This window comes from Pseudomonas sp. PsB (assembly GCF_043658375.1).
In the GTDB taxonomy this organism is placed as follows: Bacteria; Pseudomonadota; Gammaproteobacteria; order Pseudomonadales; family Pseudomonadaceae; genus Aquipseudomonas; species Aquipseudomonas putida_Z.
The window spans coordinates 600198-624700 of sequence record NZ_JBIGLU010000001.1; the positions used below are offsets into that span (position 1 = coordinate 600198).

The window sequence follows — 24503 nt, forward strand, 5'->3', positions numbered from 1 at the left end:
ACTATCGCGGGCCTGTCTGAGCTGCTGGAGGTAGATATATGTGCCCTCGAGGTGCGGCGGCATCAGCGCGGGCAGTGCTCAAAGCGCAATTCAGGTTTATGATGGCCCACGGCCGAATAATCCTCACACGGAGTGCGCAATGCAGACCCTGTACCCGCAGATCAAACCCTACGCCCGGCACGATCTGGCCGTGGAAGCGCCGCATGTGCTGTATGTCGACGAAAGCGGCTCGCCAGAAGGTCTGCCGGTGGTATTCATCCACGGCGGCCCGGGCGCCGGTTGCGACGCCCAGAGCCGCTGCTACTTCGACCCGACCCTGTACCGCATCATCACCTTCGACCAGCGCGGCTGTGGCCGCTCCACGCCGCACGCGAGCCTGGAGAACAACACCACCTGGCACCTGGTCGAGGACCTTGAGCGCATCCGCGAGCACCTTGGCATCGACAAGTGGGTGCTGTTCGGCGGCTCGTGGGGTTCCACCCTGGCTCTGGCCTACGCCCAGACCCACCCCGAGCGGGTGCATGGCCTGATCCTGCGCGGCATCTTCCTGTGCAGGCCCCAGGAAATCCAATGGTTCTACCAGGAAGGCGCCAGCCGCCTGTTTCCCGATTACTGGCAGGACTACATCGCGCCGATCCCGCCGGAGGAGCGCGGTGACCTGGTCACGGCCTTCCACAAGCGCCTGACCGGCAACGACCAGATCGCCCAGATGCACGCGGCCAAGGCCTGGTCTACCTGGGAAGGCCGTACCGCCACCCTGCGTCCCAACCCGCTGGTGGTCGACCGCTTCTCCGAGCCGCAGCGTGCACTGTCGATCGCCCGTATCGAATGCCACTACTTCATGAACAACGCCTTCCTCGAGCCGGACCAGCTGATCCGCGATCTGCCGAAGATCGCCCACCTGCCGGCCGTGATCGTGCATGGCCGCTATGATGTGATCTGCCCGCTGGACAACGCCTGGGCGCTGCACCAGGCCTGGCCGAACAGCGAACTGAAGGTGATCCGTGATGCTGGCCACGCGGCTTCCGAGCCGGGCATCACCGATGCCCTGGTGCGTGCCGCCGACCAGATGGCCCGGCGCCTGCTCGACCTGCCCCTGGAAGAAGCATGAGGGGCCTGCTGCAGCGCGTGCGTGGTGCGCGGGTGGAAGTAGCGGGGGAGGTGGTAGGTGCCATCGACCAGGGTTTGCTGGTGCTGGTGGCCGTCGAGCCTGAAGACTCCCGTGAGCAGGCCGACAAGTTGTTGCACAAGCTGTTGAACTACCGCGTGTTCAGCGACGAGCAGGGCAAGATGAACCTGTCGCTGAAGGATGTGGGGGGAGGTTTGTTGCTGGTGTCGCAGTTCACCCTGGCGGCAGACACCCGCAACGGCATGCGCCCGAGCTTCTCGACGGCAGCGCCACCGGCCCTCGGCGCCGAGTTGTTCGACTATCTTTTGCAGCAGGCGAAGGCCCAGCACGCCGATGTGGCAAGCGGGCAATTCGGCGCAGACATGCAGGTGCACCTGGTCAATGATGGCCCCGTAACATTTATGTTACAAATGTGAGTGTAAAAAACCCCTTGTTCACAGGAAAACAAGGGGTTTTGTACGATAAATAGTTGTTCCAGCCTGATGCGTTGTCACGCGACCTGCTGGATAATCGCGCGCTGCATGGACCTGCGTTCGCAGGTTCGTTTCACTCTGACTCGAGCATTGTCTGGATCCGTTTGGGGAATCATTACGCCCTCACGGGGTCCGAACAGTGCTCGCCAACCCGGCATTTGTCGCTGGCCGTTGGTTTCATGATCTGTTTTCGGCGAGGGTTGCTCGTGATTGTTAGTCCCCAAAAAGCATCAAGAATCCCCGGTACCGGGCTGCGCAAGGCCCTGATGGCCAGTGTGGCACTGGTCGGCCTGATGAGCGCGGGCCAGCTGTGGGCATTCAATCTTGACGATGTTGCAGCCAAGGCAAAGGATCTGGCCGGCCAGAAGTACGAAGCACCGAAAAGCAACCTGCCGGCCGTATTCCGCGACATGAAGTTCGCGGACTACCAGAAGATTCATTTCCTGCAGGAAAAGGCCGAGTGGGCCAAGGACAAGACCCCGTTCAAGCTGTCGTTCTATCACCAGGGCATGCACTTCGACACCCCGGTGAAGATCAACCAGGTCACCGCCACCAAGGTCGAGGAAATCAAGTACGACCCGAGCCGTTTCGAGTTCGGTGACGTGCCACACGACCCGGAAACCACCAAGAACCTGGGTTACGCCGGTTTCCGCGTGCTGTACCCGATCAACAAGGCCGACAAGCAGGACGAGATCATGACCCTGCTTGGCGCCAGCTACTTCCGCGTGGTCGGCAAGGGCCACGTGTACGGCCTGTCGGCCCGTGGCCTGGCCATCGACACCGCACTGCCGTCGGGCGAGGAATTCCCGCGCTTCACCGAGTTCTGGGTCGAGAAGCCCAAGCCGACCGACAAGCACCTGGTCATCTACGCCCTGCTGGACTCGCCACGCTCCACCGGTGCCTACAAGCTGATCCTGCGTCCAGGCAACGACACCGTGGTCGACGTGCAGTCCCGCGTGTTCCTGCGTGACCATGTCAGCCGCCTGGGCATTGCCCCGCTGACCAGCATGTACCTGTTCGGCCCCAACCAGCCGTCCAAGGTCCTCAACTACCGCCCGGCCCTGCACGACTCCGAAGGCCTGTCGATCCATGCCGGCAACGGTGAATGGCTGTGGCGCCCGCTGAACAACCCGAAACACCTGGCCGTGAGCAACTTCAGCGTCGAGAACCCGCGTGGTTTCGGCCTGATGCAGCGCCAGCGCGCCTTCAGTGACTACGAAGACCTCGACGACAACTACCAGAAGCGCCCGAGCGCCTGGATCGAGCCGAAGGGTGACTGGGGCAAGGGCACCGTCGACCTGGTCGAAATCCCGACCGCCGACGAGACCAACGACAACATCGTGGCCTTCTGGAGCCCGGAGAAGCTGCCTGAGCCAGGCAAGCCATTCGAGTACGCCTACCGCCTGCACTGGACCATCGACGAGCCGAAGTTCCAGGCTTCCGAGCTGGGCTGGGTCAAGCAGACCCTGCGTTCCACCGGCGACGTCAAGCAGTCCAACCTGATCCGCCAGCCAGACGGCAGCGTGGCCTTCCTGGTCGATTTCGCCGGCCCGGCGCTGGCCGCCCTGCCGGAAGACACCGCCGTGCGCAGCCAGATCAGCGTGGGCGACAACGCCGAGGTGGTCGAGAACAACCTGCGCTATAACCCTGAGACCAAGGGCTGGCGCCTGACCCTGCGTTTGAAGGTCAAGGAAGCCAACAAATCGACCGAAATGCGTGCCGCGCTTGTGCGTGACGTGCCGGTCGAAGCCGCCAAGCCTGCCAAGGACGCCAAGCAGGACAAGGCTGCAGCCAAGCAAGCCAAGGCCGAGAAAGCCGCCAAGGCCGAACAACCTGCCGCCGATGCGGCGCCCACCAACGGGACCCCGGCCACCACCGAGAAGGTGCTGACCGAGACCTGGAGCTATCAGTTGCCTGCCGATGAGTAACTCAAGCGCAAGGCCGGAATCGCTTCGCGAGTACCTGGCCCACCTACCACTGAGCGACGAGCAACGGGCGGAACTCGCCAGCTGCACGTCATTCAGTGAGCTGCACCAACGCCTGGCGGCCAACCCGGCCGCCAGCTCTGCCGAGGCCGTCCAGGCCTCGGTGGGCCCGCGCCTGACCGTAGGCAGCGCCGCCGAGCTGGAAGACGCCGAGATGCTTGGCGTCGACGGCAGTGGCCGCCTGTGCCTGAAGATCGCTCCGCCGATCAAGCGCACCAAGGTTGTGCCCGAGCCATGGCGTACCAACGTGCTGATCCGCATGTGGCGGCGCATGACCGGCCGCACCAACGCCCCGCAGCCGCCTAAGCGCGAGCTGCCGCCAGCTCGCTGGCGTACGGTTGGCTCGATCCGCCGTTACATCCTGCTGGCGCTGATGATCGGCCAGACCATCGTTGCCGGCTGGTACATGAAGGGCATCCTGCCGTACCAGGGCTGGTCGTTCGTGGACTTTGACGAAGTCGTCAACCAGCCGCTGTGGGACACCGTGGTACAGGTTTGGCCGTATGCATTGCAGACGTCCATCCTGGTTCTCTTCGGCATCCTGTTCTGCTGGGTATCGGCGGGCTTCTGGACCGCGCTGATGGGCTTCCTCGAGCTGCTCACCGGGCGTGACAAATACAAGATTTCGGGTAGCAGTGCAGGCAACGAGCCGATCGCGCCCGAGGCGCGTACCGCGCTGGTGATGCCGATCTGCAACGAAGACGTGCCGCGCGTGTTCGCCGGCCTGCGCGCAACGTTCGAGTCGGTGGCCGCCAGCGGCAACCTCGATCGCTTCGACTTCTTCGTGCTCAGCGACACCAACGACACCGACATCGCCGTGGCCGAGCAACAGGCCTGGCTGGACGTGTGCCGCGAAACCAAAGGCTTCGGCCGTATCTTCTACCGCCGCCGTCGGCGCCGGGTGAAGCGCAAGAGCGGCAACCTCGACGACTTCTGCCGTCGTTGGGGCGGCGAATACAAGTACATGGTCGTACTCGACGCCGACAGCGTCATGAGCGGCGAGTGCCTGAGCAGTCTGGTGCGCCTGATGGAGGCCAACCCGGACGCCGGCATCATCCAGACCGGGCCGAAGGCCTCGGGCATGGACACCCTGTATGCACGCCTGCAGCAGTTCGCCACCCGCGTGTACGGCCCGCTGTTCACCGCCGGCCTGCACTTCTGGCAGCTGGGCGAGTCGCACTACTGGGGCCACAACGCGATCATCCGCATGAAGCCGTTCATCGAGCACTGCGCCCTGGCGCCGTTGCCGGGCAAGGGTGCGTTCGCCGGTGCAATCCTCTCCCACGACTTCGTCGAAGCCGCGCTGATGCGCCGTGCCGGCTGGGGCGTGTGGATTGCCTACGACCTGCCGGGCAGCTACGAAGAACTGCCGCCGAACCTGCTCGACGAGCTCAAGCGCGACCGCCGCTGGTGCCACGGCAACCTGATGAACTTCCGCCTGTTCCTGGTCAAGGGCATGCACCCGGTGCACCGTGCGGTGTTCCTCACCGGGGTGATGTCGTACCTGTCGGCACCGCTGTGGTTCCTGTTCCTGGTGCTGTCGACCGCGCTGCTGGCGACCAACACGCTGATGGAACCGCAGTACTTCATCGAGCCGTACCAGCTCTACCCGCTGTGGCCGCAGTGGCACCCGGAGAAGGCCGTGGCACTGTTCTCCACCACCATCGTGCTGCTGTTCCTGCCCAAGCTGCTCAGCGTCATCCTGATCTGGGCCAAGGGCGCGACCGAGTTTGGCGGGCGCATCAAGGTCACCCTGTCGATGCTGATGGAGATGCTGTTCTCCATGCTGCTGGCACCGGTGCGCATGATCTTCCACACCCGCTTCGTGCTGGCCGCGTTCCTCGGCTGGGCCGCGACCTGGAACTCGCCGCAGCGTGACGACGACTCCACGCCGTGGAGCGAAGCGGTGCGCCGCCATGGCCCGCAGACCCTGCTGGGCATTGCCTGGGCGGCGCTGGTGGCCTGGCTGAACCCGAGCTTCCTGTGGTGGCTGGCGCCAATCGTTGGTTCGCTGGTGCTGTCGATCCCGGTTTCGGTGATCTCCAGCCGCACCCGCCTGGGCCTGGCGGCCAAGGACGAGAAGCTGTTCCTCATCCCCGAGGAATACGCCACTCCGCAAGAGCTGCTGGCCACCGACCAGTACACCCACGAAAACCGCTGGCATGCCCTGCATGACGGCTTCGTGCGGGCTGTGGTCGACCCGCGGCAGAACGCCCTGGCCTGCGCCATGGCCACTGCCCGTCATGGTCAGGCGGCGCCGATCGAGGCACTGCGCGTCGAGCGCGTGGCCAAGGCGATGGAGGTCGGGCCGCAAGGGCTGGACCTCAATACCCGCCTGGCCCTGCTCAGCGACCCGGTGGCGCTGACCCGCCTGCACGAGCAGGTCTGGGCCGAGCACAATGCGGCGTGGATCAACGTGTGGCGTGCATCGATCAAGAACGACCCGCATTCGCCGCTGTTGCCGCTGCATCCGGAGAATGAAGGCCAACCGGCACTCGTCGGCGCCTGATCGGCCCAGGGGCCGCTTTGCGGCCCTATCGCGACACAAGGCCGCTCCTACAAGGGAATGCATGCCCCTGTAGGAGCGGCCTTGTGTCGCGAAACGAGGGCAAAGCCCTCGCTAGCAATGTCCCTGCATGATGGATTTTGGCCAACAAAGTCCCCCCCGGCTCTAGGTCCCCGAGCCGCCATGCGTTAGCATCCCTCTCCGATATGACGCATCGGCCGCCACGGCCGTGCCAACAATAAGATTCGCTACTTTTCTTGCTGGGGGACTTGGTGATGATCAAGAAATACCTTTCGCGACTGCTGGTCGGTGTCACCGCCCTGGTCGCCGTGACGGCGGCCCAGGCGGGCGCGATCGATGACGCGGTCAAGCGCGGCACCCTTCGGGTGGGCATGGACCCGACCTACATGCCGTTCCAGATGACCAACAAGCGTGGCGAGATCATCGGCTTCGAAGTCGATATCCTCAAAGCCATGGCCAAGTCCATGGGCGTCAAGTTCGAGCCGGTATCCACGGCCTATGACGGCATCATCCCGGCCCTGCTGACCGACAAGTTCGACATGATCGGCAGCGGCATGACCCTGACCCAGGAACGCAACCTGCGCCTGAACTTCAGCGAACCCTTCATCGTGGTTGGCCAGACCCTGCTGATCCGCAAGGAACTGGCGGGCGAGATCAAGTCGTACAAGGACCTGAACAACGAGAAGTACCGCATCACCTCCAAGCTCGGCACCACCGGCGAAATGGTTTCCAAGAAGCTGATCGCCAAGGCCAAGTACCACGGCTACGACAACGAGCAGGAAGCGGTGATGGACGTGGTCAACGGCAAGGCTGACGCCTTCGTCTACGACGCGCCGTACAACGTGGTGGCAGTGGACAAGGCCGGTGCCGGCAAGCTGCTGTTCCTCGAAGAACCCTTCACCTACGAGCCGCTGGCTTTCGGCCTGAAGAAAGGCGACTACGACAGCATCAACTTCATCAACAACTTCCTGCACCAGATCAAGCATGACGGGACCTACGATCGTATTCACGACAAGTGGTTCAAGAACAAGGACTGGCTGAAGGAAATGGAATAAGGCCCAGGCCACAAGCCGGCTTTATGACCCCGACGCGCAGGCAAACCCTGCGCGTTCGTATTTACGGAAGTACCCCACGTGATCAAACACAAGAAAGCCCAGTGGCCCTGGCACGGTTTGACTGCCCTGGTCCTGGTGGGCCTGGCGTTCAGCCTGTACATGGCCACCTCGATGATTTCCTACGAGTGGCGCTGGAACCGCGTACCGCAGTACTTCGCCTACAAGGCCGAGGAAGCACAGCGCGCCGCCGGTTACGGCACCGTGCAGGACATCGTCATCTCTGGCGACAATGCCCGTGTCACGCTGAAAGACGAGAGCGGTGCCGAGCAGGTGCTCGATGTGGCCAAGGACAGCCTGCAGCTGGCCCGCGGCGACGATGTTTCCGAAGGCGACCAGATTGGCGTCACCCGCCACTGGGCGGCCGGCCCGCTGGCCTGGGGCCTGTGGACCACGCTTTGGATTTCGGTGGTATCCGGTGCCCTGGGCCTGTTGATCGGCCTGTTCGCCGGCCTCTGCCGCCTGTCCAGCAACCCTACGCTGCGTGACCTGTCGACGGTGTATGTCGAACTGGTGCGCGGTACACCGCTGCTGGTACAGATCTTCATCTTCTACTTCTTCATCGGTACCGTGCTCAACCTGTCCCGCGAGTTTGCCGGGGTGGCTGCACTGGCGCTGTTCACCGGCGCCTACGTGGCCGAAATCGTTCGTGCCGGCGTGCAGTCCATCGCCAAGGGCCAGAACGAAGCGGCCCGCTCGCTGGGCCTGAACGCGGGCCAGTCGATGCGCCACGTGATCCTGCCGCAGGCCTTCAAGCGCGTGCTGCCGCCTTTGGCCGGCCAGTTCATCAGCCTGGTCAAGGACACCTCGCTGGTCTCGGTGATCGCCATCACCGAACTGACCAAGAGCGGCCGCGAGGCCATTACCACCTCGTTCTCGACCTTCGAGATCTGGTTCTGCGTGGCAGGCCTGTACCTGCTGATCAATCTGCCGCTGTCGCACCTGGCCAGCCGGCTCGAGCGGAGGCTTGCGCAAAGTGATTGAAGTCCGTGACCTGCTGAAAGTCTTCGACACCCGTGGCCACGTGGTACGGGCCGTGGATAACGTCACCACCCAGGTCGCCAAGGGCGAAGTGGTGGTGGTGCTCGGCCCGTCGGGTTCGGGCAAGTCGACCTTCCTGCGCTGCCTCAACGGCCTGGAGCATTTCGACGAAGGCCATGTGGCCATCGACGGCCTGCAACTGGCCGACCCGAAGACCGACATCAACGCCTACCGCCGCGAAGTCGGCATGGTGTTCCAGCACTTCAACCTGTTCCCGCACATGACCGTGCTGGAGAACCTGTGCCTGGCACAGAAGGTGGTGCGCAAGCGCAACAAGGCCGACCGCGAGGCCAAGGCCCGGGCGCTGCTGGAGAAGGTGGGCATTGCGCAGAAAGCCAACGAATACCCGTCGCGCCTGTCCGGTGGCCAGCAGCAGCGGGTGGCGATCGCCCGTGCCCTGGCCATGGACCCGAAAGTGATGCTGTTCGACGAGCCAACCTCGGCGCTTGACCCGGAAATGGTCGGCGAGGTGCTGGACGTGATGAAGACCCTGGCCCAGGAAGGCATGACCATGGTCTGCGTTACCCACGAAATGGGCTTTGCCCGTGAAGTGGCGGACCGGGTGCTGTTCTTCGATCATGGCAAGCTGCTCGAAGACTCGGCCCCGGCCGCGTTCTTCGCCTCGCCGAAAGACCCGCGTGCGCAGGCGTTCCTGCGCCAGGTGCTTTAACCCGCACCGGCCTCTTCGCGGGCGTGCCCGCGAAGAGGACGACTCGGTTTCAGATGTTGAATCGCCCCACCATTCCCCGCAACTGCTGCCCCAACTGCTCCAGCTCCCCACTCGACGCCGCCGTCTGCTCACTGGCCGCACTGGTCTGATCCGACACATCGCGCACATTCAGCACACTACGGTTGATCTGCTCGGCGACCACGCTCTGCTCTTCGCTGGCCGTGGCAATCTGCTGGTTCATGCCCTGGATGCTGGACACCGTGTCGGTGATCTGGCTCAACGCATGCCCCGCCTTGCGGCTCAGCTCCACGCTTTGCTCGGTCAGGTTCTTGCTGTTGTCCAGCAGGCGGGTCACTTCGTCGGTGCCGTTATGCAGGCTGTCGATCAGTTGGCCGATTTCCTCGGTTGCCGTCGAGGTGCGCTGGGCCAGACCGCGCACTTCATCGGCCACCACGGCAAAACCACGCCCGGCTTCACCCGCCCGTGCTGCTTCGATCGCCGCGTTCAGGGCCAGCAGGTTGGTCTGCTCGGACACTGACTTGATCACATCGAGGATGCTGCCGATGCGCTGGCTCTCGCCCGCCAGGTGCTGCATGGCCGCCAGGCAATGGTCCATCTGCCCGGCCAGCTGTTCGATACGGCCAATAGCTTCGGCCACCACCTGGTCGCCGACCTGCGCCTGCTGGTCGGCGTTGGTCGCCGCCAGCGAGGCCTGTTCAGCGTTCTGCGCCACTTCCTGCACGGTGGCGCTCATCTGGTTCATGGCCGTGGCCACCTGGTCGGTTTCCTCGCGTTGCTGATTGATGCGCAGCTTGGTGTCTTCGCTGCTGGCCGCCAGCTGTGTGGCGGCCTGTGACAAGTGGCCGACGCCCTGGTCGATGCCACCGATCAGCTCGCGCAGGCTCAAGGTCATTTCGCGCATGCTGGTTTGCAACTGGCCCATCTCGTCGCGGCGTTGCACCGGTTCGACCTGGCTCAGGTCGCCCTTGGCGATGCGCCCGGCCACGGCCAGGGTCTGGCGCAAAGGCTGGGTGATCTGCAGGGTGATCAGCCAGCCGGCCACCACGCCTACAACCAATGCCAGCAGGGCTACAGTGGTCAGCAGCGAGCGGGCCTCAAGGGCTTCCCTGTCGCGCTGCTCGATCTTGCGTTTGCCAAGTTCCAGGCTTACCGCGCGCAGCTCGTTGCCCATGTTCTCCATATTGTTTTGCAGCTGTTCGACACGCACCGCAGCCCGACGATACTCATCCAGGCTGGCGCGGTACTTGGCCAGCTGCTCGCCGGGCTGCTGGGTGAGCGCACGGGGCAAGCCAAGTGGAGCAAGGCCTTTGAGCAGTTGTGCAAGGCTGCTGGCGGCGGCATCCAGGGAGGTGTCGCCGACCTTGGCGAAGCTTTCCACAGGGGAGAAGGTATAGGCCGGCACCAGGCTCTGCTGGTTGGCACCGTCGACATGTCGGCCAAGCGTGTCCATCAGCCCCAGCACACCGCCTTGCTGGCTGTCGGCAGGCATCCTCAGCAAGGCCTGGGTCTGGAGATCGTCGATCACTTCGGTGAGCTTCTGCTCATGGGCCTGCATGGCCTGGCGCAGGGCGATACGCTTGGCGACAGTAGTCTCCAGCTCGCTGAAATCGTCGCGCAGGCGCTGCAGCAACGCCAGTTTTTCGGTCAGCATCTGCCGGGATTCATCCACGCTGCTACGTTGTTGCAAGTTGCTCAGCATGCTGTTGAGCTGGTCGAGAATGTTGGCTATCCGCGTTCTGCTGGCGTTGTCGTTGAGTACGCGGTAAGTGATGCGCTCTGCGCGCAAGTCTTTGGTCAGGTCGTTGATCAGGCCGATTTCGCTGAGTTGCTGCGAACGCACAATGGCGTCATCCAGTGCACGCCAGCCACTGACGGTGGTGGCCAGGGTAAGCAGCAGGACTACGGCAAAGCCGAGGGCGAGCTTGGCTGCGACACTGATGTTGCCGAGCTTGCGGTTGAGGTAGCCGAGCATGAGGAATCTCCGTGCGATTGGGGGCGAGGATGCAGGCGCATTGCTGGCATCACACCTTTGCCAATCGGCAGCGGAGCTGTAGGACTTGACCTGATAATCAGGTAGGAAATTTCACTTCATTAGGTGGGATTTATTGCCTGTACCGGCCTCTTCGCGGGCTCGCCCGCTCCCACAGGGGTCGCACAGGCTTCAAGGGCCATGCAGTACCTGTGGGAGCGGGCAAGCCCGCGAAGAGGCCGGCACAGATGGCTCATGCTTCAGATCACAGCCTGAACCGCCCCACCAACCCTTGCAGGTGGGTACCTAACCGCGCGAGCTCCACGCTGGAACTGGCCGTCTCTTCACTGGCCGCCGAGGTCTGGTCAGAAATATCCCGCACGTTCATCACGCTGCGGTTGATCTCTTCTGCCACGGCCGTCTGTTCTTCAGCTGCCGTGGCAATCTGCTGGTTCATGGCCTGGATCGACGATACGGTCCGGGTGATGGTTTCCAGCGAGCTGCCGGCACGGCGGGTCAGTTCGACGCTGCTGTCGGTCAACTGGCGGCTGCTGTCCATCACGCTGGCCACGCGCTGGGTGCCGCTTTGCAGGCCGGCAATCAGCTCTTCAATCTCTTCGGTCGATTGCTGAGTGCGCTGCGCCAGGCTGCGCACTTCATCGGCCACCACGGCAAAGCCACGCCCGGCCTCGCCGGCCCGGGCCGCCTCGATCGCCGCGTTGAGGGCCAGCAGGTTGGTCTGCTGGGCCACCGACTTGATCACGTCGAGCACGCTGCCGATCTTGTCGCTTTCGGCCTTGAGCTGGTTCATCGCTTCGCTGGAGTTGACCACTTCGCCGGCCAGGCGCTCGATCTGCGCCACCGCCTCGCCCACTACACGATCGCCCTCGCGGGCCTGCTGGTCGGCCATCAACGCAGCTTCCGAGGCCTGCTCGGCATTGCGCGCCACCTCATGCACGGTAGCGGTCATCTGGTTCATGGCGGTCGCCACCTGATCGGTCTCGACCTTCTGGTTGTTGACCCCGGCACTGGTCTGCTCGGTCACCGCCGACAGCTCCTCGGCAGCACTGGCGATCTGCGTGACGCCATCACCGATGCCGCTGATCAGTTCGCGCAGGCCCTGGGTCATGCGATGCATGCTGGCTTGCAACTGGCCCAGTTCGTCGCGGCGTTGTACCTGCAGGTTCAGGGTCAGGTCGCCACTGGCCACGCGTTCGGCGGCGTGCAAGGTCTGGCGCAGCGGGACGATGATCTGCCGGGTGATGGCCCAGGCCGCCAGCAGGCCGAGGGTCAGCGCCAGCACGGTGGCCACGGCAAGCACGGTCTTGGCCTGGGCCGCCCCGGCGTCGCGCACAGCGGTTTGCGAGGTGGTCATCGCCTGGCTGGCCTGCAGCAGTACCGTGCCGTGCTCGACCATGCTCTGCAGGGCCTGCTCACTGGCGACCTGGGCACTGCCGAACTGGGTGACCGCGTCGCGGTAGCCTGCCAGGGCGGTGGTGGCATCGTCCAGGCTGGCAGCATGCTCCGCCGGCACTTTGGCCGGTAGCGCGCGCAGTTCGGCCAAGGCCTGGTCGATAGCTTTCAGCGCCGTCTGCTGATAGTCGGCGTTGCCGCTGTAGGTGTAACCGCGTACCTGGAACCGCGCCTGTTGCAACAGGGCGCTGACTTCCACCGCGTGCTGGTACTGGCTGATATCGCCACCCTGCAGCAGGCCGCGTTGCACCCGGCCAATCAGCTCCGCGGCCTTGTCGGCAGTGTCGCCTAGCACGGCGCGGCTGGCCTCGCGGCGTTGGCCGGCCTGTTTCAGCTCGTTGAACGCCTGCTGGTAGCCGCGCACGGCCTCGCGCTGCTGCTCAAGGCGCTGGCTGTCAGCGGGCTGCTCGATCTGCCCGAGCATAAGCTGTACCTGGCGCTCGAGATTACCCAGGGCTTTTTCCAGCTCTGCCACCGAGGCTTCGTCAGGCTGGCGCTGGTAATGCTGGCGGGCGATGCGCAGTTCCTGGGTGTACTGCTGAATGACCGAGATGTTTCCCAGCTTGTCGCCACGGTTGATGATGCTGTCCATGCCGTGCCAGCCAGCCAGGGTGATGGCCAGGGTCAACAGCAGCACCAGGCCGAAGCCCAGCCCCAGTTTGCGATTGACGCTCACATTGCCCAATGATTGGGCGAACCATTGATACATGTACGACTCCCCGGCGCCTTGGCAGCACGATTAATTGTTGTGTTGCCAAGACAATCGGCCTGGGGAGGGGAAACTTTATGGGTAAAAGTTGACTTTAGTGTCAGAAAATTCGTGAAAGCAGCGCTGTCACCGCGGTCTCTACCCGCAGGATGCGGTCGCCCAGCTGGACCGGAGCCAGGCCTGCCTTGCCCAGCAGGTCCACTTCGTAGGGGATCCAGCCGCCCTCCGGGCCGATGGCCAGGGTCACGGGCTGCTCCACGGCGCGCGGGCAGGCGGGGTAGGGGCCAGGGTGGCCGACCAGGCCCAGGGTGCCTGCGGCGATGGCCGGCAGGCGGTCTTCGACGAACGGTTTGAAGCGCTTCTCGATGATCACTTCGGGCAGCACGGTATCGCGGGCTTGTTCCAGGCCCAGGATGAGGTTCTCGCGAATGCTGTCCGGGTGCAGGAACGGTGTTTGCCAGAAGCTTTTCTCGACCTTGTAGCTGTTCAGAAGGATCAGCCGCGGCACGCCAAGGGTGGCCACGGTCTGGAACAGCCGGCGCAGCATTTTCGGCCGAGGTACGGCCAGCACCAGGGTCAGCGGCAGCTTGGCCGGTGGCTGCTGGTCAAAGGCGACTTCCAGTTCGGCTTCGTGCTTTTCCAGGCGCAGCACCGTGGCCTTGCCCATCAGGCCGTTGATGCGGCCCACGCGCAGGTTGTCGCCCACCGCCACACGGTGGATGTCCTGCATGTGGGTGAAGCGCCGGTCTGCGAGAACGACGCGGTCGGCCGAGACGAAGTCGGCCTCTTCAAGGAGCAACAGGTTCACGGTTGGGTCGCTGGTGGCTGGTCGTTGTGGTCGTTGGCGGTTTCGTCGTGGGCGCTGCGCTTGCGGATCAGGCTGCCGCACAGCACGCCGATCTCGAACAGCAGCCACATGGGTACGGCCAGCAGGGTCTGGGAGAAGATGTCCGGTGGGGTGAGGACCATGCCGACCACGAAGCAGCCGATGATCACGTAGGGGCGAATCTTCTTCAGGTACTTCACATCGACCACGCCGATCCATACCAGCAGCACCACCGCCACCGGGATTTCGAAGGCCACGCCAAAGGCGAAGAACAGCGTCATCACGAAGTCGAGGTAGCTGGCGATGTCGGTCATCATCGACACGCCTTCCGGCGTGGCGCTGGCGAAGAAGCCGAAGATCAGCGGGAACACCAGGAAATAGGCGAAGGCCATGCCGGCGTAGAACAGGAAGATGCTCGACACCAACAGCGGAATGGCGATGCGCTTTTCATGGCGGTACAGCCCGGGTGCGATGAAGCCCCAGATCTGCTGGAGGATGAACGGTATCGCCAGGAACAGCGAGACGATCATGGTCAGCTTGAACGGCGTGAGGAACGGCGAGGCCACGTCGGTGGCGATCATCGTCGCATTGGCCGGCAGGTGCTCGCGCAGCGGCGCGGAGACCAAGGTGTAGATCTGCTGGGCGAAGGAGAACAGCCCGGCAAAGATCAGGAAAATGACGGCAACGCAGCGCAGCAGGCGGGTGCGCAGTTCGGTCAGGTGCGAAACCAGCGGCATTGGCTGGTCGTGTTCCGGATTTTCGCTCATGGGGCTCGCGGCGGTTGAGGCGGTTCAGAAGGCGTGGCCGGGGTGGCAGCGGTCTCGACCGGCCTGGCTTCGAGCCCGGCGGGGGGCTGAACGGTTGCGGTGGTGACAGGCGGCTGCGCCGGTGGCGTCATCGGGTTGAGGATGCGCTTGGCTTCCTCTTCCATCTGCAGGATGTGCTCGTTGTGCAGCTGGCGGCGGATTTCGTCGGCGCCGATTTCGCGCTCCACTTCCATCTTGATGCTGTTGAAACTGCGCTTGAGCCGGCCGATCCACAGGCCTGCCGTGCGCGCGGCACCGGGCAGGCGCTCGGGGCCGAGCACCAGCAGGGCGACCAGGCCGACGAGCAGCAGCTCGCTGAAACTGATGCCGAACATGGGTCAGTCTTTCCGCTGCGGCTCTTGAGCCGGCTGGGCCTGGCCTTCGATGGTGTGGCCCTGGTTCTGCTGGGCAGTGTTCTGCACCGGTGGAACGGGTTGGGCAGGCGGCGGGGTCTGCTCGGCCGGCTTGTTCTCTTCGTCGCTCATGGCCTTGCGGAAGCCCTTGATCGACTCACCCAGGTCACTGCCGAAGTTCTTCAGCTTCTTGGTGCCAAACACCAGGACCACGACCACCAGCAAGACGATCCAGTGTTTCCAGTCAAAGATACCCATTTCGTACTCCTGAAATTTACAGGTCAAGCGAATTGTTCTGGCAACGCGGCCCCTGTGGGAGCGGGTTCACCCGCGAACACCGGCTTAGCCGGTGCCATACACCGCGTCGCATTCTTCGCGGGTGAACCCGCTCCCACAAAAGAGAGGGGCACCGCGCACTTGAATTACATCAGGCAGACGGCTGTCGTGCAGCCTTCTCATCATGCCCGGAAAGCCCGAAGCGGCGTTCCAGCTCATCGAGCACGGCTTGCGGATGCTGGCCCAGCGCGCTGAGCATTACCAGGCTATGAAACCACAGGTCGGCGGTTTCGTAGATGACATCGCTGTAATCCTTGCTGACCGCAGCGTCCTTGGCGGCAATGATCGTCTCGACCGACTCTTCGCCGAGCTTTTCGAGGATCTTGTTCAGGCCCTTGTGGTACAGGCTGGCCACGTAGGAGCTGTCGGGCGCCGCTTGCTTGCGCTCTTCAAGCACTTCGGCCAGGCGGTTGAGGGTGTCGCTCATGTCAGTGTCCTGCGCTGTAGATGGCATCCGGGTCTTTCAGGACCGGGTCGACGGTTTTCCACTGGCCGTCTTCGAAGACGCGGTAGAAGCAGCTTTCACGGCCGGTATGGCAGGCGATATGGCCCAATTGCTCGACCATCAGGATGATCACGTCGGCATCGCAGTCCAGGCGCATTTCATGCAGCTTCTGCACGTGCCCGGATTCCTCGCCCTTGCGCCACAGCTTGCCACGCGAACGCGACCAGTAGATGGCGCGTTGCTCGGCGGCGGTCAGGGCCAGCGATTCGCGGTTCATCCAGGCCATCATCAGCACGCGTCCGGTCTTGTGGTCCTGGGCGATCGCCGGTACCAGGCCCTCGCTGTTCCACTTGATCTCGTCCAGCCAGTCTTTCATCGTCGACTCCAAAGCGGGCCCGCTCCTGTGCCGGGCCCTTTGCGCTAGTGTGCCAGCCATGGGCGCGGCTGGCTATTGGCGCACGATCAGGTAAAGGCCGGCGGCCAGCATCAGCCAGGCCGGCCAGGCGGCAGGGGCGGCCAGGCTGGTGGCCGCGGCGGCACCAGCGGCCAGTACCGCACCACCGCCGAGCAGGCCGGCGCCGAGCAGGCGCAGCGCCCAGCGGTCGCCCTGGCGGCGCCGCTCCGGCAGTTGCGGATCGTGCAGGTGCGGTTGCGACAGGCGCTCGAGCAGGTCGCGGGCCATGTCGGCCAGGTGCGGCAGTTGCTCGACCTGGCTGTGGATGTTGCCGAGCACGGCCTTGGGGCTCATGCGGTCGCGCATCCAGCGCTCGAGGAATGGCTTGGCGGTGCTCCACAGGTCCAGCTCGGGGTACAGCTGGCGACCCAGGCCCTCGATGTTGAGCAGGGTCTTCTGCAGCAAAACCAGCTGCGGCTGCACTTCCATGTTGAAGCGGCGGGCGGTCTGGAACAGGCGCATCAGCACCTGGCCGAAGGAAATATCCTTTAACGGTTTTTCGAAGATCGGCTCGCACACGGTGCGGATCGCCGCTTCGAACTCGTTGACCTTGGTGTGCGCCGGCACCCAGCCCGAGTCGATGTGCAACTGGGCGACGCGGCGATAGTCACGCTTGAAGAAAGCGATCAGGTTGCGCGCCAGGTAGTCCTGGTCCTCGGCGGTCAGGCTGCCGACGATGCCGCAGTCGATGGCGATGTACTGCGGGCTCCATGGTTTGACCGTGCTGACAAAGATGTTGCCGGGGTGCATGTCGGCATGGAAGAAGCTGTCGCGGAACACCTGGGTGAAGAACACCTCCACACCCCGTTCGGCCAGCAGCTTCATGTCGGTGCGCTGGTCGGCCAAGGTGGCCATGTCGGTCACCGGCACGCCGTAGATGCGCTCCATCACCAGCACCTTGGGGCGGCACAGGTCCCAGTACACCTGGGGCACGTACATCAGCTCGGAGCCTTCGAAGTTGCGCCGCAGCTGGCTGGCGTTGGCCGCTTCGCGCAGCAGGTCGAGCTCGTCGTAGATGGTTTTTTCATAGTCGCCGACGATTTCCACCGGGTGCAGGCGACGGGCATCGGCCGAAGCGCGCTCGGCGGCCTTGGCGATCAGGAACAGCCAGGCCAGGTCCTGGGCGATCACCGGCTTCAGGCCCGGGCGCACCACCTTGACCACCACTTCCTCGCCACTTTTCAGGCGCGCAGCGTGCACCTGGGCCACCGAGGCCGAGGCCAGCGGCTCGACGTCGAAGCGGCTGAACAGTTGCGTTACCGGGGCGCCCAGTTGCGCCTCGATCAGTGCCACGGCCTGCTTGGGGTCGAACGGCGGCACGCGGTCCTGCAGCAGCATCAGCTCATCGGCAATGTCGTTGGGCAGCAGGTCGCGGCGGGTGGACAACAACTGGCCGAACTTGATGAAGATCGGCCCCAGGTCCTGCAGGGCCAGGCGCAGGCGCGCGCCACGGCTGAGCTCGGACGGCTTGCGCGGCAGCCAGCGCCACGGCATCAGCAGGCGCAGGCTCATCAGCCACCAGGGCAGCGGCAGGTCGAACAGCAGGTCATCGAGACGGTAGCGGATCACCACACGCTGGATGCGAAAAAGACGGCGGACGGCGAGCAGCTTCATGCGTTATCGCTGGTATCAAGGGTTCGGGAAAGGCGCTTGAGGCGCGCCTCGAGGCGTTCTGTATCGAGCTTCAGGGCATCGAGCTCGCTGAAGGCGGCTTCGGCTTCGCGCTTGCCGACCAGGGTACGGGACTCTTCGGCCAGGTACTCGGAAAGGTTCTGGCTGAAGCGCGCCAGGCCCTGGCGGGTCCAGCGTGCACGCAGGCGGATGTGGCCCGCCAGCAGCGCCGTGGCGACCGGGCCGAGCCAGCGTTGCAGCTCGTGCTCCCAGTCCAGCTCCAGGTCCTGCAGCACACCGAACAGGTCGAGCAGCACGGCGCTGTCGCCATGCAGTTCGACTTGCGGGCTGTGCAGCACGGCAGTCTTGTCCCTGGCCAGGGCCAGTTGCGCCAGGCTGCCGGCCGGGGCGCGCAGGCTGCAGTCGACCTCGCCTTGCCAGTGGGCGGCAAGCATCAGGCCCTCTTCATCGGGCAGGATGAACACCTGCAAGGCTGGCTGGCGGCAGTCGATCTCGATGACCTTGCCCTCCAGCGCGGCCAGCCGCGGCAGGGCCGTGCTGTCCATGCGCAGGACGCGGTTCAGGCCATGTTCGGCGCTGGCGAGCAGCCCGGCCAGCAGCATCAGGGCTTGATCCCCCGGTGCACGGCAACGATGCCGCTGGTCATGTTGTGGTAGGTGACGCGGTCGAAACCGGCCTCGACCATCATGGCCTTCAGGGTTTCCTGATCGGGGTGCATGCGGATCGACTCGGCGAGGTAACGGTAGCTCTCCGAGTCGTTGGTGATCAGCTTGCCGGCCAGCGGCATGAAGGCGAACGAGTAGGCGTCGTAGGCCTTGGACATCAGCTTGTTGGTCGGCTTGGAGAACTCCAGCACCAGCAGGCGGCCGCCCGGCTTGAGCACGCGCAGCATCGAGCGGATGGCTTCGTCCTTGTGGGTGACGTTGCGCAGGCCGAAGGCGATGGTCACGCAGTCGAAGTGGTTGTCCGGGAATGGCAGCTTCTCGGCGTCGGCCTGGACGAACTCGATGTTGCCGGCCACGCCACGGTCGAGCAGGCGGTCACGGCCGACCTTGAGCATCGACTCGTTGATGTCGGCCAGCACTACCTGGCCGGTCGGGCCGACCAGCCGCGAGAACTTGGCGGCCAGGTCGCCGGTACCGCCGGCGATGTCCAGTACACGGTTGCCGGCGCGTACGCCCGACAGCTCGATGGTGAAGCGCTTCCACAGGCGGTGCATGCCGCCGGAAAGCACGTCGTTCATCAGGTCGTACTTGGCCGCTACCGAGTGGAACACCTCGGCGACTTTCTTCGCCTTCTGGCTTTCAGGGACGTCCTGGTAACCGAAATGGGTGGTGGGTTCGGCGTGGTCGCCTTTGCGCTGGTCGTTCATATCGCTTCACCGGAAAAAATTACCGCCATTCTAGGGCGAACGGGCGGATTTGTCTTGGCGGGGTGTGCCAGTGGGCAGGGGCGGGCATAATGCCCATTATGTCTTCATCTTCAGGAACACCCGCATGACCCAGATCAGCGTCGAACGCAAACATTCCCTCGGCCGTGATGCCGCCCGTGCCAAGGCTGAAGCGCTGGTCGACAAACTGACCCGCGAGTACGACCTCAAGGCCACCTGGAACGGTGACCGGGTCGACGTGGCGCGCAGCGGTGCCAACGGCAGCGTGCACATCTTCGATGACCGCATCCGCGTCGAATTGAAGCTGGGCATGATGCTGTCGATGATGAGCGGCACCATCAAGGGCGAGATCGAGCGGGCCCTGGACAAAGCCCTGGCCTGACACCCCTTCCCGGGCCATGCTCGTTCACCTTAGGGTGAAGATTCTAATTTCCCTCTCTACCTTGTGCTTAAGCCCAACCTCCATGGGCGGTTCCTCCTCCACTCATGAGCATGAGGTACAGAGCATGGCCAAAGTGACTGTGAAGAAAAAGGACGACGCCCCGGGTACGCTGGGCGAGGTGCGCGGCTACGCGCGCAAGATCTGGCTGGCGGGCATCGGCGCCTATGCGCGCGTGGGCCAGGAAGGCTCCGACTACTTCAATGAGCTGGTCAAGGCCGGCGAAGGCGTCGAGAAGCGTGGCAAGAAGCGCATCGACAAGGAGCTCGATGCTGCCAACAACCAGATCGACGAAGCGACCCAGGAAGTCAGTCGCGTACGCGGCAAGGTCGAAGTTCAACTGGACAAGATCGAAAAAGCTTTCGACGCGCGGGTAGGTCGCGCCTTGAATCGCCTTGGCATTCCGTCTAAACATGACGTTGAGGCGTTGTCCATCAAGCTTGAACAGCTGCACGAGCTGCTCGAGCGCGTCGCGCACAAACCATAAGGAGAGCAGGATGGCTGGCAAGAAGAATTCCGAGAAAGAAGGCAGCTCCTGGGTCGGCGGGATCGAGAAGTACTCCCGCAAGATCTGGCTGGCGGGGCTTGGTATCTATTCGAAGATCGACCAGGACGGCCCGAAGCTGTTCGACTCGCTGGTAAAGGATGGCGAGAAGGCCGAGAAACAGGCGAAGAAGACCGCAGAAGATGTTGCTGAAACTGCCAAGTCGTCGACCACTTCGCGTGTGTCGGGCGTGAAGGACCGTGCGCTAGGCAAGTGGAGCGAACTCGAAGAGGCCTTCGACAAGCGCCTGAACAGTGCCATCTCGCGCCTTGGCGTGCCGAGCCGCAACGAGATCAAGGCCCTGCACCAGCAGGTGGACAGCCTGACCAAGCAGATCGAGAAACTCACCGGCGCTTCGGTTACCCCGATTTCGTCGCGCACTGCAGCCAAACCGGCTGCGAGCAAGGCGGCGGCCAAGCCACTGGCCAAGACGGCAGCGGCCAAGCCTGCGGCAAAAACCGCGGCAGCCAAGCCGGCAGCCAAGGCCGCAGCGGCTAAACCTGCTGCCAAGACTGCGGCGGCCAAGCCTGCGGCGAAACCGGCAGCGGCCAAACCGGCTGTGGCGAAGAAGCCTGCAGTGAAGAAAGCACCGGCCAAGCCGGCAGCCGCCAAGCCGGCAGCTCCAGCGGCCAGCGCCGCTCCGGCCGCTAGCGCAGCTTCGGCGCCCACTGCGGCTCCGGCCAGCAACCCGCCTTCGGCACAGACAGGCACCGGTACCCTGATCTGATACCGCGTCGCCATCTTCGCGGGCTTGCCCGCTCCCACAGGTCCTGTGTGCACTCGAGCACTGCATTTCACCTGTGGGAGCGGGCATGCCCGCGAAAGCCGCGACACCGAATCAACAGGCTTACCCCTCCAGATACCGCACCGCCAATTGCTCCGCCGCCCCCCGCGCCTGGGCCTGCAGATGCGGCGCCACCAGCATCATCACCTGGTACACCACAATCCCCACATCCCCCTCGCGCCCCAGTACCCGCTGATAATCCAGCGAGAACATCAGTGTCAGGGTGATCTGCTCCACCAGTTGCCCCAGCGCCTGGGTCTCGCTCTCTACCAACCCTTGGCCCTTGAGGCTGGCCAGCAACGCCGCCAGTGTGCGCTTGAGCGCGTTGATCAGGTTGCGCATGCCGCGGGCCAGTTTGGGCAGGCGCCCGGTCAGGTTCGACAGGTCCTGGAACAGGAAGCGGTACTGCGCCATGCGTTCGACGATCAGGTGCAGGAACAGCCAGTAATCCTCGGCGTCCAGGCGTACCTCCAGCGGCGGGTCGAGCAAGGGCATCAGCGCTTCTTCAAAGCGCTCGAACAACCCCAGCACCAACGGCTCCTTGCCGTGGAAGTGGTAGTAGAGGTTGCCAGGGCTGATGCCCAGTTCGTTGGCAATTTCCAGGGTGGATACGTTCGGTTCGCCCTGCTGGTTGAACAGCTGCAGGGCACATTCGAGGATACGGTCGCGAGTCTTCATCCAGTCGGCATGCTCATCGGGTCAGCACGTAGGTGCCCGGCGCGGGGCCCAGCGGTGGGTAGGTGGCATTGCCCAGTTCGCTGCGCGGTGCCTTGAGCGGGCCGGAGCGCGCGGTGATCCACTCCAGCCACAACGGCCACCAGCTGCCTTCGCTGCGCTTGGCATCGTGGAGCCAGGCACGCGGGTCGCTGGACAGCTTGGGGTTGGCCAGGTAGTAGGCCTTGGGGTTGCCGGGCGGGTTGATGATGCTCTGGATGTGCCCGCTGTTGGCCAGCACGAAGCGCCGGTCGCCACCCAGCAGCAAGGCCGAGCGGTACACCGCATCCCACGGGGTGATGTGGTCGTTGCTGCCGGCCACGGTGAAACTGTCCAGCTCGACCTTCTGCAGGTCGATGGGTGTGCCGCATACCTCCAGGCCGGCTGGGTGGGTCAGCGGGTTGAGCTTGAAGAAGTCCAGCAGGTCGCCATGCAGCGCGGCGGGCAGGCGCGTGCTGTCGGCGTTCCAGTACAGGATGTCGAAGGCTGGTGGTGTCTTGCCGAGCAGGTAGTTGTTGACCCAGTAGTTCCAGATCAGGTCGTTGGGCCGCATCCAGGCGAAGATCCGCGCCACCTCGGCGCCATCCAGCACACCGCGCTGGTAGGAGCGGCGCTTGGCGGCCTCGATGGTCTGCTCGTCGGCGAACAGGCTGGCGGGGCTTTCGAACTTGCTGTCCAGCAAGCTGACCAGGTAGGTGGCGCTGCGCACCCGGCGCAGCTGGTGCTTGGCCTGCAGGTGGCCCTGCAGTGCGGCCATGGTCAGGCCGCCGGCGCAGGCGCCCATCAGGTTGGGGTCGCGGTTGCCGCTAATGCTGCGGCAAGCGTTGAGCGCTTCTTCCAGGGCCTGCACGTAGCTGGACAGGCCCCATTCGCGGTGGCGCGGGTCGGGGTTGCGCCAGCTGACCATGAACACCTGCAGGCCATTCTTGAGCATGTACTGGACGAAGCTGTTGGTCGAGCTGAGGTCGAAGATGTAGAACTTGTTGATCTGTGGCGGCACCACCAGCAGTGGCCGGGCGTGCTGCTTTTCGCTCATCGGCTTGTACTGGATCAGTTCCAGCAGCTCGTTGCGAAACACCACGGCGCCGGCAGTCGCGGCCAGGTTGCCGCCCACTTCGAAGGCGCGCTCGTCGACCTGGCGTGGCAGGCCGTCATTGTGGCGCAGGTCATCGAGCAGGTGGGCCACGCCGCGCACCAGGCTCTGGCCACCGCTGTTGAACAGTTCCTTGACCGCCAGCGGGTTGAGCAGCGAGTTGCTTGGCGCCAGGGCATCGTTGATCAGGTTGAACAGGAAGTGCGCACGGGCCCGGTCATCGTCGTCCAGGTGGCTTTCCTCGATCCACAGGCGGGTCTGCTTCTGCCAGGCCAGGTAGGCTTGCAGGCCGCGCCGGTAGAACGGGTTCTGGCTCCATGTCGGGTCGCTGAAGCGCGGATCGCGCGGGTTCGGCTGAAGCGGTGTGTCACCCAGTATCACCCGGCCCAGCTGGCCACCCAGGGCCAACAGGTGATGTGCGGTGTGCAGCGGGTGACGCAGGCTTTGGCGGCTGACATTGCGCAGCGTGGAAATCAGGTCACGACCGCGCAGGCCGAGGATGGCGTTCTGCACGTTCATGCTGGTGGCGGGAAGCGTTGGCGTTCCTTTGGCCGGTTTGTCTTTCATGGCAACACTCCCTCGTCTAAGCCATTTCGCTGTCGAGACCTTCGCGGGCATGCCCGCTCCCACAGGTTCGGCGCCATCCCTGTGGGAGCGGGCGCGCCCGCGAAGAAGGCCGCATCGATTTACCCGCCCGAAGCCGGGCGAGGGTGCATGACGGCGCGCTGTCGTTCTTGCTGAAGGAACTTCATGATGATCGGGGCGACGGCCTCGGCCCGGGTGATCAGGAACAAATGACCGTCGTCGATAATGTGTAGCTGGGCATTGGGAATCCGCCAGGCCAGCAGGCGCATGTTGATCAGCGGGATCAGCGGGTCGTCGTCGCCGGCCAGCACCAGGGTCGGTTGCTGGATCTTGTGCAGCCAGTGGATGCTGGTCCAGCCGAGCCCGGCGAACAGCTGCCAGTAGTAGCCCATCTTGCCGCCGGAGCGCACCTTGGAGGCGTGCTGCATGGCCAGTTCGGGGTCACGCCGGAAGCCGCCGCCATAGATCGTCGGCGCAATGCGGATGACATGCGACGGCTGCACGTAACGCCGTGGGCTGGCCATCATCCACAACACCTTGGGCTTGCCTGGCACCATCACCGCACCGGCTGCGGTGGCGGCCAGCACCAGTTTCTTGCAGCGTTCGGGGTAATCGTGGGCGAACTGCTGGGCCAGGGCGCCGCCCCAAGACACACCGATGACATTGACCTGGCCGTAGTCGAGGTAGTCGAGCATGCGTGCCGTCAGCTTGGCCAACCCGGGGAAGCGGTATGGGTGGCGCGGCGTGGACGAGCCGCCGACCCCGGGTACGTCAAAGGCAATGACTTCCAGGTCCGGGTCCAGTGCCTCGATGAACGGAAACACCAGCTCCAGGTTGGCACCGATGCCGTTGAAGATCAGCAACGGCGTCAGGTGCGGTTTGCCCGGGCGGACGGCGGTGCGGATGGACTGGTTGTCCAGCTCGACGGTCCTGAAGATGTAGGGTTGCGGCATGCGCGTGACTCATGGGGTGAAATGAACACCGTGGCGTCCC

At 64.1% G+C, this 24503-nt stretch carries 24 protein-coding genes and 1 pseudogene; 10 read left to right on the top strand and 15 right to left on the bottom strand.

From position 1 onward, the window contains the following. Positions 1-139: 139 nt before the first annotated feature. From pip to ACGLHT_RS02770, 7 genes are all read left to right on the top strand, one after another. The gene (gene pip / locus ACGLHT_RS02740) at positions 140-1111 is read left to right on the top strand and encodes a prolyl aminopeptidase (protein ID WP_013974556.1); all 972 of its coding nucleotides are present in this window, start codon (positions 140-142) and stop codon (positions 1109-1111) included. Beyond that, positions 1108-1545 carry a D-aminoacyl-tRNA deacylase gene (gene dtd, locus ACGLHT_RS02745; RefSeq protein ID WP_075046605.1) on the top strand — a complete coding sequence of 146 codons (438 nt, stop codon included), beginning with the start codon at positions 1108-1110 and terminating at the stop codon, positions 1543-1545. Before pip ends, dtd begins: the two co-directional genes overlap by 4 nt. Before the next feature lie 323 nt (positions 1546-1868). Next, entirely contained in the window at positions 1869-3530 is a 1662-nt protein-coding gene (locus ACGLHT_RS02750; RefSeq protein WP_137164746.1) for a glucan biosynthesis protein G, read from the top strand. Then, positions 3523-6096: a glucans biosynthesis glucosyltransferase MdoH gene (gene mdoH, locus ACGLHT_RS02755; protein ID WP_025340923.1), complete on the top strand. Its 2574-nt coding sequence runs from the start codon at positions 3523-3525 to the stop codon at positions 6094-6096. Before ACGLHT_RS02750 ends, mdoH begins: the two co-directional genes overlap by 8 nt. A 275-nt stretch (positions 6097-6371) precedes the next feature. Then, on the top strand, positions 6372-7169 hold the full coding sequence (locus ACGLHT_RS02760; RefSeq protein ID WP_024087841.1) for a transporter substrate-binding domain-containing protein: 798 nt from the start codon (positions 6372-6374) through the stop codon (positions 7167-7169). A 78-nt stretch (positions 7170-7247) separates the two neighbouring features. Next, the gene (locus ACGLHT_RS02765; RefSeq protein WP_025340922.1) at positions 7248-8210 is read left to right on the top strand and encodes an amino acid ABC transporter permease; all 963 of its coding nucleotides are present in this window, start codon (positions 7248-7250) and stop codon (positions 8208-8210) included. After that, positions 8203-8937, top strand: a complete 735-nt coding sequence (locus tag ACGLHT_RS02770; protein ID WP_013974550.1) for an amino acid ABC transporter ATP-binding protein — start codon at positions 8203-8205, stop codon at positions 8935-8937. Before ACGLHT_RS02765 ends, ACGLHT_RS02770 begins: the two co-directional genes overlap by 8 nt. Before the next feature lie 49 nt (positions 8938-8986). On the opposite strand, the gene ACGLHT_RS02775 is transcribed toward ACGLHT_RS02770, so the two are convergent. The 12 genes and pseudogenes from ACGLHT_RS02775 to ubiE form a co-directional block, all read right to left on the bottom strand. Beyond that, the gene (locus ACGLHT_RS02775) at positions 8987-9859 is read right to left on the bottom strand and encodes a methyl-accepting chemotaxis protein (protein WP_394518635.1); all 873 of its coding nucleotides are present in this window, start codon (positions 9857-9859) and stop codon (positions 8987-8989) included. Continuing rightward, positions 9842-10930, bottom strand: a pseudogene (locus ACGLHT_RS02780) (methyl-accepting chemotaxis protein); the annotation flags it as partial. The gene ACGLHT_RS02775 and the pseudogene ACGLHT_RS02780, both read right to left, overlap by 18 nt. Positions 10931-11192: 262 nt before the next feature. Beyond that, positions 11193-13109, bottom strand: coding sequence for a methyl-accepting chemotaxis protein (locus ACGLHT_RS02785; RefSeq protein WP_137162564.1), 1917 nt, complete (start codon positions 13107-13109; stop codon positions 11193-11195). 100 nt (positions 13110-13209) lie between these two features. Next, positions 13210-13917: a 16S rRNA (uracil(1498)-N(3))-methyltransferase gene (locus ACGLHT_RS02790; RefSeq protein ID WP_025340919.1), complete on the bottom strand. Its 708-nt coding sequence runs from the start codon at positions 13915-13917 to the stop codon at positions 13210-13212. Further along, the gene (tatC, locus tag ACGLHT_RS02795; protein WP_013974546.1) at positions 13914-14702 is read right to left on the bottom strand and encodes a twin-arginine translocase subunit TatC; all 789 of its coding nucleotides are present in this window, start codon (positions 14700-14702) and stop codon (positions 13914-13916) included. Before tatC ends, ACGLHT_RS02790 begins: the two co-directional genes overlap by 4 nt. Beyond that, complete coding sequence (gene tatB, locus ACGLHT_RS02800) at positions 14699-15076, bottom strand: Sec-independent protein translocase protein TatB (RefSeq protein ID WP_025340918.1); 378 nt, start codon at positions 15074-15076, stop codon at positions 14699-14701. Before tatB ends, tatC begins: the two co-directional genes overlap by 4 nt. Positions 15077-15079: 3 nt before the next feature. Next, positions 15080-15352 (bottom strand): twin-arginine translocase TatA/TatE family subunit, encoded by a 273-nt coding sequence (locus tag ACGLHT_RS02805; RefSeq protein WP_025340917.1) that lies wholly within the window; start codon positions 15350-15352, stop codon positions 15080-15082. 169 nt (positions 15353-15521) lie between these two features. Then, positions 15522-15857, bottom strand: coding sequence for a phosphoribosyl-ATP diphosphatase (locus tag ACGLHT_RS02810; protein ID WP_013974545.1), 336 nt, complete (start codon positions 15855-15857; stop codon positions 15522-15524). A gap of 1 nt (position 15858) precedes the next feature. Beyond that, positions 15859-16251, bottom strand: coding sequence for a phosphoribosyl-AMP cyclohydrolase (hisI, locus tag ACGLHT_RS02815; protein WP_013974544.1), 393 nt, complete (start codon positions 16249-16251; stop codon positions 15859-15861). A gap of 72 nt (positions 16252-16323) precedes the next feature. Next, positions 16324-17943 carry a ubiquinone biosynthesis regulatory protein kinase UbiB gene (ubiB, locus tag ACGLHT_RS02820; RefSeq protein WP_075046599.1) on the bottom strand — a complete coding sequence of 540 codons (1620 nt, stop codon included), beginning with the start codon at positions 17941-17943 and terminating at the stop codon, positions 16324-16326. Continuing rightward, on the bottom strand, positions 17940-18563 hold the full coding sequence (locus ACGLHT_RS02825) for an SCP2 domain-containing protein (RefSeq protein ID WP_075046598.1): 624 nt from the start codon (positions 18561-18563) through the stop codon (positions 17940-17942). Before ACGLHT_RS02825 ends, ubiB begins: the two co-directional genes overlap by 4 nt. Further along, a complete protein-coding gene (gene ubiE, locus ACGLHT_RS02830; protein WP_013974541.1) occupies positions 18563-19333 on the bottom strand; it encodes a bifunctional demethylmenaquinone methyltransferase/2-methoxy-6-polyprenyl-1,4-benzoquinol methylase UbiE in 771 nt (256 codons plus the stop codon). The genes ACGLHT_RS02825 and ubiE overlap by 1 nt, the downstream gene beginning before the upstream one ends. Before the next feature lie 124 nt (positions 19334-19457). On the opposite strand from ubiE, the gene ACGLHT_RS02835 reads away from it, so the two are divergent. The 3 genes from ACGLHT_RS02835 to ACGLHT_RS02845 all read left to right on the top strand — a co-directional run bounded on the left by ACGLHT_RS02835 (position 19458) and on the right by ACGLHT_RS02845 (position 21061). Then, a complete protein-coding gene (locus ACGLHT_RS02835; RefSeq protein WP_015272091.1) occupies positions 19458-19733 on the top strand; it encodes a polyhydroxyalkanoic acid system family protein in 276 nt (91 codons plus the stop codon). 124 nt (positions 19734-19857) lie between these two features. Further along, positions 19858-20277 (top strand): phasin family protein, encoded by a 420-nt coding sequence (locus tag ACGLHT_RS02840; protein WP_023663112.1) that lies wholly within the window; start codon positions 19858-19860, stop codon positions 20275-20277. Positions 20278-20287: 10 nt separating this feature from the next. Continuing rightward, positions 20288-21061 carry a phasin family protein gene (locus tag ACGLHT_RS02845; protein ID WP_137162563.1) on the top strand — a complete coding sequence of 258 codons (774 nt, stop codon included), beginning with the start codon at positions 20288-20290 and terminating at the stop codon, positions 21059-21061. 120 nt (positions 21062-21181) lie between these two features. Here the strand turns inward: ACGLHT_RS02845 and ACGLHT_RS02850 are convergent, their stop codons facing one another. From ACGLHT_RS02850 to phaZ, 3 genes are all read right to left on the bottom strand, one after another. Continuing rightward, positions 21182-21796: a TetR/AcrR family transcriptional regulator gene (locus ACGLHT_RS02850; RefSeq protein WP_075046596.1), complete on the bottom strand. Its 615-nt coding sequence runs from the start codon at positions 21794-21796 to the stop codon at positions 21182-21184. A gap of 13 nt (positions 21797-21809) precedes the next feature. Continuing rightward, positions 21810-23492: a class II poly(R)-hydroxyalkanoic acid synthase gene (gene phaC / locus ACGLHT_RS02855; protein ID WP_274119842.1), complete on the bottom strand. Its 1683-nt coding sequence runs from the start codon at positions 23490-23492 to the stop codon at positions 21810-21812. 119 nt (positions 23493-23611) lie between these two features. Beyond that, on the bottom strand, positions 23612-24463 hold the full coding sequence (gene phaZ, locus ACGLHT_RS02860; RefSeq protein ID WP_274119843.1) for a poly(3-hydroxyalkanoate) depolymerase: 852 nt from the start codon (positions 24461-24463) through the stop codon (positions 23612-23614). Positions 24464-24503: the final 40 nt, after the last annotated feature.